This is a genomic window from Anaerotignum propionicum (genome assembly GCF_024461735.1).
GTDB lineage: Bacteria > Bacillota > Clostridia > Lachnospirales > Anaerotignaceae > Chakrabartyella.
On sequence record NZ_JANGAD010000001.1, the window covers coordinates 268,171 to 281,157 of the forward strand.

Below are 12,987 nucleotides of genomic sequence, written 5' to 3' on the forward strand. Positions count from 1 at the left end.
TGCTCTATATCTCTAAAGCTTTTAGATATTGTTTTTTATAAGACGGACCTCAAAAAGGGAACCGTCATTTTGCTTAAGTAGAGAATCATGTTAAAAAATTGTTAAAAGCAGTTACTCTGTTAATCAAGGATTCACTGTGATTTAAAAAAGGTTCTATTCCTTTTAAGGTCGAGGAGGACTTATATGAAAGAAAAGGCAATGCAATGGGTTTTCTTGGCTGCTGCCAGTATCTCCATACTTGCAGTAGCATTAATCTGTATTTTCTTGTTTGCAAATGGCGTACCCGCAATTCATGAAATTGGCATAGTTCAATTTCTCACGGGGATGAAATGGAAACCTACCAATAATATTTTTGGCATTTTCCCAATGATCGTAGGAAGTATCTATGTAACGGCGGGAGCAATTATCATTGGTGTGCCCATGGGAATTCTTTGTGCCGCTTTTTTGGCACATTTTTGTCCCAAAGGTCTTTATAAGATGATTAAGCCAGCCATTGAGCTTTTGGCGGGAATCCCCTCTATTGTATATGGCTTTTTCGGTTTGGTGGTTATTGTGCCAATGATGCAACAATTGTTTGGAGGAAGCGGCAAAGGTGTTTTAACTGCTTCTATTCTCTTGGGAATCATGATTTTACCTACTGTAATTGGTGTTTCTGAGGCGGCAATTCGGGCGGTGCCTAAGTCTTATTATGAGGGTGCGCTGGCACTGGGAATTACCCATGAAAGAAGTGTATTTTTTACCGTTTTACCTGCCGCAAAGCAGGGGATTTTTGCAGGAGTTGTTTTAGGAATTGGCCGTGCCATTGGTGAAACCATGGCGGTTATTATGGTTGCAGGCAATCAAGCGATTGTGCCCAAAGGATTGTTTAGCGGTGTGAGAACCTTGACGGCAAATATTGTTATGGAGATGGGCTACGCGGCAGATTTGCACAGAGAGGCGCTTTTAGGAACAGCTGTTGTTCTGTTTGTGTTTATTCTGTTAATTAATCTGAGCTTCTCCCTCTTAAAAAGGAGGGATTTCTAATGGATGCAATCAATAGAATTACGTGGCGAGAAAAATTAAAAGGGTATAAGAAAGACCCTTTTTCAGCAGTACTTTTGCTATTGGTTGTTTTGGCGGCTGCCATTACCGTAGGGGTATTGGTTTCTCTGGTTGTTTATATCGTGATAAAGGGTGTTCCAAACATCACTCCGCAATTGTTTGCTTGGAAATACAATACCGAGAATGTTTCTATGATGCCTGCCATAATTAACACCATTACGATTACATTTCTTTCTCTGCTTTTTGCGGTACCTATTGGTATTTTTTCAGCAATCTATTTAGCTGAGTATGCAAAAAGGGGAAATCGGTTTATTCCCGTAGTTAGGCTGACAACAGAAACGTTGGCGGGGATTCCCTCTATCGTATACGGTTTATTTGGTTATCTTTTGTTTAATATTCAACTGGGCTGGGGTTACAGTCTCTTAGGTGGTGCACTGACCTTAGCAATTATGATTTTACCTTTGATTATGCGTACCACAGAGGAAGCACTGCTTTCTGTTTCCGACGCTTTTCGAGAGGGGAGTTTCGGATTAGGGGCGGGAAAGCTGCGTACGGTTTTTCGCATTGTACTGCCTTCGGCAGTTCCCGGTATTTTATCCGGTGTAATTCTAGCAATTGGCCGTATTGTTGGTGAAACGGCGGCGTTATTGTACCCTGCGGGCACAGCTCCCGTTGTACCCGGAAGTGTTATGGAATCGGGCAGAACCCTGGCGGTACATATGTATGCGCTGTTAAATGAAGGGCTTTACATGGATCAGGCCTATGCAACGGCAGTCATTTTATTGGTTTTCGTAATTGGTATTAATGCGCTTTCTGCGTTTATTGCTAAGAGAGTAGGAGTGAAGGAATGAGCAAAATATCCATTTCCGATTTGGAATTATATTACGGCAATTTTAAAGCATTAAAAGATATATATTTAGAAGTGCCTGAAAATGAAATCACAGCTTTTATCGGACCTTCGGGCTGTGGAAAGTCTACGTTATTAAAATCTTTAAATCGAATGAACGATTTAATTGAAGGATGCAGGATAACGGGACAGGTTTTGTTGGATGGAGAAGATATTTATAAAGGAATGGATATTAACCTTCTGCGAAAGCGGGTAGGTATGGTATTTCAAAAGCCCAATCCATTTCCTATGAGTATTTATGATAATGTTGCCTTTGGCCCCAGAACCCATGGTGTGCGATCCAAGGTGAAGCTGGACGAAATTGTCGAGAAGGCTCTGCGGGATGCGGCAATCTGGGATGAAGTAAAGGACAGATTAAAAAAGAATGCATTGGGGATGAGCGGCGGTCAGCAGCAAAGACTTTGTATTGCCCGTGCTTTGGCGGTACAGCCTGAGGTATTGCTTATGGATGAACCTACAAGTGCCCTGGATCCTATCTCTACATCTCGTATTGAAGACCTTGCCTTAGAGTTGAAAAAGGAGTACACTATTGTTATGGTAACGCATAACATGCAGCAGGCGGCACGAATTTCTGACAATACGGCGTTTTTCCTTTTGGGCGAAGTAGTGGAATTTGGCAAGACAGAGGAATTGTTCTCTATGCCGAAGGATAAACGCACAGAGGATTATATTACAGGGAGGTTTGGCTGATTATGGTTAGAAGTCGTTTTGATTCACAATTAGAACAACTTGATGTAGAGATGATAAAAATGGGTGCTTTATGCGAGGAAGCAATTAACGCATCTATGAAGGCTTTTTTGGAAAACGACGAAGTTGCTGCCAAGGTGGCAACGGAGAAGGAAAGCGATATTGACCGTAAAGAAAGAGACATTGAGGCCTTATGCATGCGTCTTCTGCTTCAGCAGCAGCCTGTTGCAAGGGATTTACGATTGATTTCTTCCGCTTTAAAAATGATTTCTGATATGGAACGTATTGGTGATCAAGCGGCTGATATTGCAGAAATTACTGCTTTCTTAAAAGATAATGATACAAAGAGCAAATTGCACATTCGGGATATGGCAGCGGCGGCAATAAAAATGGTAACCGAGAGCGTGGACTCTTTTGTAAATAAGGATTTAAAGCTAGCGAAAAGTGTTATGGAATATGATGATGTTTTAGATAACTTATTTGTTGAAGTAAAACAGGAATTGATTGATTTAATAGGCAAAGACAAGAACAATGGGGAATTATGCATTGATTTAATTATGATTGCAAAATATCTGGAGCGTATCGGCGATCATGCTACAAATATTGCTGAATGGGTTGAATACTCCATAACCGGATGTCATGTAAAAATGGGAATGGAAGAAGGGAATAAATGATAACATACGAAGAGATTAGACAAAATGAAGGAATTCGCACATATATAAGAAAGGCTGATGAGTCTTTGGCGGCATTGGGTTATACGGAGCATTCTTTTGCTCATGTAACCAAGGTCGCCGAGTCGGTAAAGTACATTTTGGAAACGTTGGGCTTTACGCCCCATGAAGTTGAATTGGGGCAAATTGCCGGATATTTGCACGATATTGGAAATTTGGTAAACAGGGTGGATCACTCCCAAAGTGGAGCTGTTATGGCTTTTCGAATTCTGGACAATTTAGATATGGAGCCGGAGGATATTGCTACTGTGGTCACTGCTATTGGTAACCATGATGAAGGTACAGGTATTTCTGTAAATGCCATTGCTGCGGCGCTGATTCTTGCAGACAAGTCTGATGTTCGCAGATCCAGAGTAAGAAATCAAGATAAAACAACCTTTGATATTCATGATAGAGTAAACTATTCTGTGAAAAAATCTGTTTTAAAAATTAATGAGGATCACACTCTTATAAAATTAAAACTAACGGTTGATACACGCTATGGCTCCGTTATGGATTATTTTGAAATATTCTTAGGGCGAATGATTATGTGTCGAAAGGCAGCAGAGAAGCTTGGCTTAAACTTTAAGTTGATGATAAATGAGCAGTCTTTGGTCTGAAAGGGTGTTGCGCTTGATTTATTTGGTTGAGGATGACAACAGTATACGAGAGCTTGTAGCTTATACTTTAAACAGTTCGGGATTTGTTGCGGAAGGCTTTGAGAGACCCTCCGCTTTTTGGGCTGCAATAGAAAAAGAAATACCCTCTCTCATATTGCTGGATTTGATGTTGCCAGAGGAAGACGGGATCAGTATTTTGAAAAAGCTACGTGCTTCTTCAAAGACAAAAAAAGTACCAATTATATTGTTGACGGCGAAAGGAAGCGAATTTGATAAGGTGATTGGACTTGACAGCGGCGCCGACGATTATGTTGCAAAACCTTTTGGTATGATGGAACTTCTTGCCCGGGTGAAAGCTCATTTGCGTCGTACAGAAGGGGAAGAAGAATCCACGGAGTATATCCTTGGAGGCTTATCCGTAAGCCAAGCCCGCCACGAAGTAACAGTAGATGGGAAAGAAGTAATCTTAACACTCAAGGAATTTGAGCTTCTGAGCTTGCTGATGGAAAACAAAGGCAAGGTATTGACTAGAGATCAATTGCTGAACAGTATTTGGGGATATAGTTTTGACGGAGAAAACCGGACGATTGATGTACACATTCGAACCCTTCGTCAGAAATTAGGCGATTGGGGTCAAAATATTGAAACGGTGCGAGGCGTTGGATATAAGATTGGAGGCAGTTTGTGACAAAGCGCATTTTTCGAGCCATATTTGGCGTGGCTATGGTTATGATGCTGTCTGTTGTTGTGCTAGTGTTGGGCATGATGTATTCTTATTTTTCGGTTCAGCAGCAGGAAGATTTGCGCAATCAAGCAATCTATATTGGTGCAGGGGTTCAGAAGGATGGATTGAAATACCTTGAGCAGATGCAAAATCCTACTGACCGAATCACGTGGATTGATGAGGATGGCATTGTTCTGTTTGACTCTAAGGCAAACCCGGATAATATGGAAAATCATAAGGAACGTTACGAAGTATCCTCTGCACTTACGAATGGAGAGGGCTTAAGCCAAAGATATTCAAGAACCCTTTCTGAGAAAACGGTCTATTTCGCTCTTCGTTTACAAGATGGATCTGTTATTCGCATCTCTACGTTAACAACGACACCTCTTGCTTTATTTTTTACCATGACTCAGCCATTACTTCTTATTTTAGTTGCTGCAATTGTGCTTTCTGTTTTATTGGCTTTCCAAACTGCTAAGAAAATTACAAAACCCATTAATGATGTGGATTTGGAGCAGCCTGAGCTGGCAGTTGTTTATGATGAATTGACGCCACTACTGAGGCGGATTGCTGTGCAAAACAAACAAATTCATCGGCAAATGCGGGAGTTAAAGTGCCAAAAACAAGAGTTTGATACAATAACCTCCAATATGCAGGAAGGGCTTTTGGTCTTGGATGCCCAAGGGGATGTACTTTCTTACAATATGGGTGCACTTCATCTTATGGGGATTGAAGCGCCTAGGGGGCATGTTAGTGTGTTTCAGCTAAATCGCGGTGAAGGTTTTCGTCGTTCTGTTGAAGCTGCACTATCAGGCAATCACTGGGAAGAAAAAATACAGATTAGCGGCAAGTGCTGTCAGCTATTTGCCAATCCCGTGGTGCAGGAGGATATTCTTGCAGGGGCAATTATACTTCTTTTTGATGTGACTGAGCGGGAAGAGGGGGAAAAAATTCGCAGAGAATTTACAGCAAATGTTTCTCATGAGTTGAAAACACCGTTGACCTCCATTTCTGGATTTGCAGAAATTATGAAAAACGGTATGGTACAAGGTGAAGATGTGCCCAGATTTGCGGAAAAAATTTACGATGAAGCCCAAAGGTTAATTCAGTTGGTTCAAGATATTATAAAACTCTCAAAATTGGATGAGAAACAACATGGAATGGAAAAGGAGACTGTGGATTTAGAGGTTTTAATACAAGAGGTTGTAAAGAGATTGGAGCCAGTTGCTGAGAATAAAGGCGTAATAATCTCTGTATCCACTGTGCCCGTCATTTTTAACGGAGTGAGACAGGTATTGCAGGAAATGATTTATAATCTTTGCGATAATGCAATTCGCTATAATTATGAAAATGGAAAGGTTTCTATTTCTCTGGAAAATAATGAGAAGGAAGTTGTAATTACTGTTGCCGATACGGGTATGGGGATTGCTGTATCTAATCAATCTCGTGTATTTGAGCGATTCTACCGGGTGAATGAAAGCCGTTCCAAGGAAACTGAAGGAACAGGATTGGGACTTTCTATCGTGAAGCATGGTACAATTTTGCATAATGGAAAAATTAATCTGAAAAGTGAATTAAAGAAGGGCACGACAATTAAAATTATATTACCAAAATGAAACAGTTTTAAAGAAAAAGATGAGCATCCTTTTAGTTAAAATTAACTTCTAGAGTGCTCTTATTTTTTATATTGTTTTTATTGAAATGCAAAAAGTAGTTACTCAAGAAAAAAGTAAAATAACACTTGACTTTTTTGTTCAAAAGTAGTTTTATTGAAGATGCGTTTTGTTGAAGTAGCAGAAAGCATTAAAAATGGACTAAAATTTTGTTCATTATTATTGTGTATTTGAGTGACAATTAGCTTGCATGCGAAATAAATATGTGTTAGAATTACCCCATAAGTAGGGGTTTAGTAAAAAAGACAAAATAAACGTAAATTCCATTTTTTAAAAAAAAGTAACGTCGTATACTGTATTCAAAATACTTCGTTGCTTTTTTGTCGGCATGAAATGGGTGTAAGAAACGGTTCTTTTTTGTTAAACTAAGGGATGAAAACCCTTAAATCATTTTTGAAATTTATTGAAAATGATTTTTGCGAATATAAAAAGAAGAGTATTTTGCTAATTGAAATTATGAAAAGGGGAGTAAATAATGAAGGGTTTTGAAAGCAATGTTCAATATATCAAATACTTAGTAAACAAAGAAGTAGCGCAACGCTTTTTTCATGGTACGCTGGATAAATCAATCAATTCATACAGAGAAATTGCAGAGGCCATAATTCCAGGTCCAAAGGCAATGTTTCGCTGTTGTATTTATAAAGAAAGACATATTATAGAAGAACGTGTGAGATTGGTTTTAGAGCCTTCTAAGGATAATCGGGTTATCAATGTATTAAGCTCAGCCTGTGACGAGTGTCCCATTGACCGTTTTGTAGTAACAGAAGCATGCAGAGGTTGTTTGGGGCATAAGTGTCAAGAGGTCTGTCCAAGGAATGCTATCACCATTGTGAATCATCGTTCTTATATTAATCAAGCTCTTTGCATTGAATGTGGACGTTGTAAGCAGGCGTGTCCCTTTAATGCCATCAGTGAAGTAAAAAGACCTTGCATTCGTTCCTGCGCAGTGGGGGCAGTGCAAATCAATGAAGAGAAAAAAGCATTTATTGATCATGAGAAATGTATCTCCTGCGGTGCCTGTGTTTATCAGTGTCCCTTTGGAGCAATTGTGGATAAACCCTTTGTTTTAAACGTTTTGGATTTGATTCAACAATCTTGGAATAATACAAACTATCATGTGTATGCAATTGTGGCACCTGCCATTGCCAGCCAATTTCCTTCGGTGAAGCTGGGTCAGGTTTTTGCAGCCATAAAGGAATTAGGTTTTTATGACGTCATTGAAGCTGCAATCGGCGGTGACATGGTTGCTGTTGCAGAAGCCAAAGAGTTTGAAGAGACCATTGATGAAAAAGGATGGAAAACAACTTCTTGCTGCCCTGCCTTTGTGGATTATGTTCGTAGAAATTATCCACAATTTATGGATCATGTTTCCACAACAGTATCTCCTATGATAGCCCTTGCAAGGGCAATACGAGAAAAGGATAAAAAAGCCAAGGTTGTGTTTATTGGTCCTTGTATTGCGAAGAAAGTTGAAATAAAACAAGAGGACTTGTTAGGTGCTGTTGACTATGTGATTACCTTTGAAGAGTTAATGGCAACCTTTGATGCAAAAGGTTTTGATTTGAAAGAGTTTGAAGAAAGAAATGCCGGTGAACCTTCATACTTTGGACGTATTTTCGGAAGAACGGGAGGCGTTGCTGAAAGCGTTGTAAAGGTTGCAGCCATGGAAGGAATTGAAAAAGAAATTAAACCAATTCACTGTAACGGTATTGATGAATGTATCAAGAATATGAAGTTGGCTTCCTTTGGTAAGTTGAGTGCCAATTTGTTAGAAGGTATGGCGTGTAAGAATGGTTGCACCGGTGGTTCTGCATCTTTAACTCACGATCAAAAAGGCATTGAGCTTTTGAATCGCTATGGTAAGGAGGCAACCACGGAAAGTCCTTTCGAGGGCATGAACGGTTATGATTTGAGTGTTGTTAATATGGAAAGAGAATTTCATTTAAAAGAGAAATAAGAGAACACTCACTGGGAGGTAAAATGAAAACAAAACATTTGGTTTTAACCGCAGTATTATTGGCAATGTGCATTGTTTTCCAAAGTATGAAAGGGATTTCTGTTTATTTGACCGGATCTGCGGTGAATGCAATATTGGTTATGGCAACATTGGCAGTTGGAACTTCAAGCGGTATTTTTATTGCAGTAATGAGCCCGATCATTGCTTATTTCATGGGTTTTACACCGATTATGCAATTGGTTCCTCTAATGATTTTTGTTGTTATGCTTGGTAATTTAACATTGGTTTTACTGGCTGGAAAAGGAAGAAAAGAGAAGCTTGCCGCATGGCTTGCCCTTGGCGCTATCTTAAAGGCAGTTGTATTGTGGCTATTGGTTTGGTATGCAGTGATTCCTTTCTTTGGTGGGGCGATACCTGAAAAGATGGTGGGAGTCGTGAAGGCAACATTCTCGATGACTCAGTTTATCACTGCAGCTATTGGTTGTTCCATTGCTTTTGTGATTCATACCAGAGTAAAACATTTGTATGTTACAGAATAGAATGATATATGATTTAAAAAGGTGTGTATGGGAAATACACACCTTTTTCTAAAAAATGGATTTTACATTTCATAAAAATTATTGCTGAGGCAGGGTACATATAGTTGTGCTCTCTTTTTTTATTTCAGGAAGTTTGATGCATACATAGTTTTCATTAAGATTCCAACAAAATAGGTTAAGAATAGGGTGCAATTTAAGTATTTATTTGTTTATGTATCAAATGTATTAAGATGCAACACATATTCATTGTGAATACGCTTAAGACTGGTTTGAATTCATCTGCCTGATTAAGGATATATTTAATAAAAATACAGCTAAATGCTTGATAAAACAATAAAATTTAGGTGGGACATTTATTGACAAACCTAAAAAAAGTTATATAATGATAGTCAATATGTACACAAAAAAATGCATTCATATAAATTTGGAATTATATTTATGCTTTTTTTGAAGGGATTTAAAATGCACGTCATGAATAATCAGAGTTTTTAATCTTATTTGAGGTGATAAAAATGAAGTTGAATGAAGAAATTAAAAAGCTGAAAGAAAAGAATGATGTGGCTATTTTAGCGCATTATTACGTAAGCGGAGAAGTGCAGGATATTGCAGATTATGTGGGTGATTCTTACTATTTGAGTAAGGTAGCAACTGAAATACCTCAAAAGACCATATTATTTTGCGGTGTCAAGTTTATGGGCGAGAGCGCAAAAATTTTAAATCCGGAAAAGCGTGTATTAATGGTGGATGAATCAGCAGATTGCCCTATGGCTCATATGATTGATGGAGAAACAATACAAAATATAAAAGCAAAGCATGATGATCTTGCGGTTGTTTGTTATATTAATTCCAGTGCATCAATTAAAGCACTCTCGGATGTTTGTGTAACTTCATCCAATGCATTTAAAATTGTATCAAATTTACCAGAGAAAAACATTTTATTTATTCCGGATAATCACCTAGGAACATACTTATCCACGAAGATTAAAGAGAAGCAATTTGTTTTTCATCAAGGCTACTGTCCTGTTCATCAAGATATACATATGGTAGATGTGATAAGAGCGAAAGAAGAGCATCCTCAGGTTAAGGTACTGGCTCACCCGGAATGTAGAATCGAAGTACTAAACTTAGCCGATTTTATTGGAAGCACATCTGAGATGATTGATTATGCTACAAAAAGCAGTGATGATAGTTTTATTATTGCTACGGAGGATGGGATTTTGCATCAGCTTCGCAACAAGAATCCAAATAAAACTTTTTATCTAGTGAATGAAAATCAACAGTGCTTCGGTATGAAGCTGAACACCCTTTCAAAGGTTTTTGAGATTTTGAATTCTATGGAAAATGAGATATTTTTAGATGAAGAATTAAGGCAAAAAGCTAAAGTTCCTCTAACAAAAATGCATGAATTGGCTCAATCATGAAACGCACCAATGTGACTGTTGACATGGTATTTTGAAAGAAGGTATCGTTGTGATAAAGGAAGCTGATGTTGTTATTGTTGGAAGCGGTGCAGCGGGATTATATTGCGCTTTAAATATTCCCGATCATTATAAAATTATGGTGATTACAAAAAAGCAACCAGAGGATAGCGATTCGTTTTTAGCCCAAGGAGGCATTTCTGTACTGAGGGATAATGATGATTATGACGCATATTTTGAAGATACGTTAAAGGCTGGAAGGTATAAAAACAACAAAGATTCAGTTGAAATTCTTATTCGCTCATCTCGCAGTGTCATAGAAGATTTGGTTGGACTTGGCGTAAATTTTGACCAAGATGGCAGTGACTTTTCTTATACAAGAGAAGGAGCTCATTCTGTTAACAGAATTTTGCACCATAAGGATGTTACCGGTAAGGAAATTACGGAGACATTGCTGGAACAGGTGAGAAAAAAAAGCAACATTACGGTTGTTCCTTTTGTTACGATGATTGATATTTTGGAGAGGAATCATATATGTACAGGTGTGGTTTTAAGGGACAAAGAAAATGCTATTTCTACCATATCTGCCAAAGCAGTGGTTTGGGCAACAGGAGGCATTGGCGGGTTATTTGAGCATTCCACCAATATGAATCATATTACGGGAGATGCTATTGCAATTGCAGTCAAACATAATGTGAAATTAATAGATATGAATTATGTACAAATTCATCCCACAACCCTTTTTTCTAAAGGAAAGGGCAGGAGCTTTTTGATTTCTGAGGCTGTTAGAGGTGAGGGTGCCATACTTTTGAATAAGGATGGACAACGTTTTGTGGATGAATTGTTGCCTAGGGATGTTGTTAGTGCAGCAATTTATGAACAAATGAAAAAGGATGGAACGGATTACGTTTATCTATCTATGCTACATATGAGTGGGGAAAAGATCAGAGAAAGATTTCCTAATATTTATGAAAAATGCTTGGAGGAAGGGTATCAATTAGAACGTGATCTTCTTCCGGTTACGCCCGCACAGCATTATTTTATGGGAGGCGTTCAAATTAACGAGGATGGAAAGACCTCAATGAAGAATTTATTTGCTGTTGGAGAGACAAGCTGTAACGGTGTTCACGGTGCCAACCGTTTGGCCAGCAATTCTCTTTTGGAGGCATTGGTATTTTCAAAAAGGGCGGCTTTCGTGATTGGTGAAGATCTTAAAAATGGTGTTTTAGACAATGGAGCAGAAATAGTTGACTTTACCCAATATAAAAATACAGAAGCTTTAGAAAAAGAATATCATCTATTGGTTTGGAATGAAATAAGCAAAGGAAGTGTTGAATATGCTGGACTGTGTAAGTATGAAGGTTAATGTAGAGTATTATATAAAGGCCGCGTTGAAAGAGGATATCACCAGTGAGGATATCACAACAAATGCAATTGTAGACCCAAAAACACAAGGCAGTGCGCAATTAATATGCAAGCAGTCGGGTGTTATTGCTGGACTTGATGTTTTTCGTTTGGTTTTTGAGCTTCTTGATCCTTCGGCGCACTTTGAAACGGAGTTTAAAGATGGGGATTTGGTAAAGGTGGGTACTTTGGTGGGAACCATTTATGGCAGCGTCAGAACACTATTAACCTGTGAGAGAACTGCCTTAAATTTTTTGCAGAGAATGAGCGGTATTGCAACCTATACAAGGGAATGTGTTCAGGTTATGGAGCCTTATCGAACAAAATTATTGGATACGAGAAAAACAACACCCAATATGCGTATTTTTGAGAAGTATGCTGTAAAGGTTGGGGGCGGAAGTAATCACAGATACAACTTATCAGATGGAATTTTGATTAAGGATAACCACATTGCAGCAGCAGGCAGTATTGCTGAGGCAGTCAGGCTCACCAAGGAATATGCGCCATTTGTGCGCAAAATTGAGGTTGAAGCAGAGAACTTTGAAATGGTGAAAGAAGCGTTGGGAGCAGGCGCAGATATTATTATGCTGGATAATATGGATAACGATACATTGAGAAAATCTGTTGAGCGCATTGGTGGCAAAGCAAAAACCGAATGTTCGGGCAACGTGACCAAAGAACGGTTAAAAGAGCTTTGTGAAATTGGGGTAGATTATATTTCTTGCGGTGCTCTTACCCACTCTGCACCAATTTTGGATTTTTCTTTAAAAAACTTGAAAAACTTAGACTGAAAAGTACAAAGGTTTTTGTAATTAGAGTTATTTAACAAGGAATTTAATTATAGGTAAAAAACCTTATTTCATTGCAAAAATATGCTTTTGAATAAGGTTTTTTGCTTATCAGAATGTATTGTTGTTCATCTATATCTCATAGTTATTTTATTTAAGAAATAAAACATTGACTGAGAAAAAATTTCCAATGACTTTCTACGTAAGGCTCTCTTATATTTTTCGCAATAACCATTTTTGGTTATCACAATTACAGGTTAGCTCATATATTTTTTCAATATCATTTATGATGCTGCTACAGAGAAAACAGAGGGTTTGGCTGCCGCCAAATCTATTTCTTTCTGTTTGTAGGATACGATCTACCTTAACTGTTATGGTTTCGCCATTATCCTCCATGCGAAAGCGTACAGGCGTAACGGTTCCGTCTTTCGCCGTCCAGGAAATCATATCAATATTTTTATTCAAAAGCTTCATGCAGAGAACCTCCTTGATAGAACTTAATATGATAATAACAGAACT

Annotated in this window: 13 protein-coding genes; 12 read left to right on the forward strand and 1 reads right to left on the reverse strand. The window is 38.4% G+C overall.

The window, feature by feature from the left end:
- Nucleotides 1-183 precede the first annotated feature (183 nt).
- The 12 genes from pstC (at nucleotide 184) to nadC (ending at nucleotide 12,471) form a co-directional block, all read left to right on the forward strand.
- Nucleotides 184-1,023: a phosphate ABC transporter permease subunit PstC gene (gene pstC, locus NE558_RS01490; RefSeq protein ID WP_256148145.1), complete on the forward strand. Its 840-nt coding sequence runs from the start codon at nucleotides 184-186 to the stop codon at nucleotides 1,021-1,023.
- Entirely contained in the window at nucleotides 1,023-1,892 is an 870-nt protein-coding gene (gene pstA / locus NE558_RS01495) for a phosphate ABC transporter permease PstA (protein ID WP_256148146.1), read from the forward strand. The genes pstC and pstA overlap by 1 nt, the downstream gene beginning before the upstream one ends.
- On the forward strand, nucleotides 1,889-2,638 hold the full coding sequence (pstB, locus tag NE558_RS01500) for a phosphate ABC transporter ATP-binding protein PstB (protein ID WP_066048077.1): 750 nt from the start codon (nucleotides 1,889-1,891) through the stop codon (nucleotides 2,636-2,638). The genes pstA and pstB overlap by 4 nt, the downstream gene beginning before the upstream one ends.
- A 2-nt stretch (nucleotides 2,639-2,640) precedes the next feature.
- Entirely contained in the window at nucleotides 2,641-3,309 is a 669-nt protein-coding gene (gene phoU, locus NE558_RS01505) for a phosphate signaling complex protein PhoU (protein ID WP_256148147.1), read from the forward strand.
- Nucleotides 3,306-3,965, forward strand: coding sequence for an HD domain-containing protein (locus tag NE558_RS01510; RefSeq protein WP_256148148.1), 660 nt, complete (start codon nucleotides 3,306-3,308; stop codon nucleotides 3,963-3,965). The genes phoU and NE558_RS01510 overlap by 4 nt, the downstream gene beginning before the upstream one ends.
- A 13-nt stretch (nucleotides 3,966-3,978) precedes the next feature.
- Complete coding sequence (locus NE558_RS01515; protein ID WP_256148149.1) at nucleotides 3,979-4,653, forward strand: response regulator transcription factor; 675 nt, start codon at nucleotides 3,979-3,981, stop codon at nucleotides 4,651-4,653.
- Nucleotides 4,650-6,305 (forward strand): sensor histidine kinase, encoded by a 1,656-nt coding sequence (locus NE558_RS01520; RefSeq protein WP_256148150.1) that lies wholly within the window; start codon nucleotides 4,650-4,652, stop codon nucleotides 6,303-6,305. Before NE558_RS01515 ends, NE558_RS01520 begins: the two co-directional genes overlap by 4 nt.
- Before the next feature lie 532 nt (nucleotides 6,306-6,837).
- Entirely contained in the window at nucleotides 6,838-8,319 is a 1,482-nt protein-coding gene (locus tag NE558_RS01525; RefSeq protein ID WP_256148151.1) for a 4Fe-4S dicluster domain-containing protein, read from the forward strand.
- Between the two features lie 23 nt (nucleotides 8,320-8,342).
- Entirely contained in the window at nucleotides 8,343-8,858 is a 516-nt protein-coding gene (locus NE558_RS01530; protein WP_256148152.1) for an ECF transporter S component, read from the forward strand.
- 512 nt (nucleotides 8,859-9,370) lie between these two features.
- Nucleotides 9,371-10,279: a quinolinate synthase NadA gene (gene nadA, locus NE558_RS01535; RefSeq protein WP_256148153.1), complete on the forward strand. Its 909-nt coding sequence runs from the start codon at nucleotides 9,371-9,373 to the stop codon at nucleotides 10,277-10,279.
- A gap of 52 nt (nucleotides 10,280-10,331) precedes the next feature.
- Entirely contained in the window at nucleotides 10,332-11,642 is a 1,311-nt protein-coding gene (locus tag NE558_RS01540; RefSeq protein ID WP_334303597.1) for an L-aspartate oxidase, read from the forward strand.
- Nucleotides 11,617-12,471 (forward strand): carboxylating nicotinate-nucleotide diphosphorylase, encoded by an 855-nt coding sequence (gene nadC, locus NE558_RS01545; protein ID WP_305144962.1) that lies wholly within the window; start codon nucleotides 11,617-11,619, stop codon nucleotides 12,469-12,471. Before NE558_RS01540 ends, nadC begins: the two co-directional genes overlap by 26 nt.
- 210 nt (nucleotides 12,472-12,681) lie before the next feature.
- Here the strand turns inward: nadC and NE558_RS01550 are convergent, their stop codons facing one another.
- Entirely contained in the window at nucleotides 12,682-12,942 is a 261-nt protein-coding gene (locus NE558_RS01550; protein ID WP_256148156.1) for a hypothetical protein, read from the reverse strand.
- Nucleotides 12,943-12,987 lie beyond the last annotated feature (45 nt).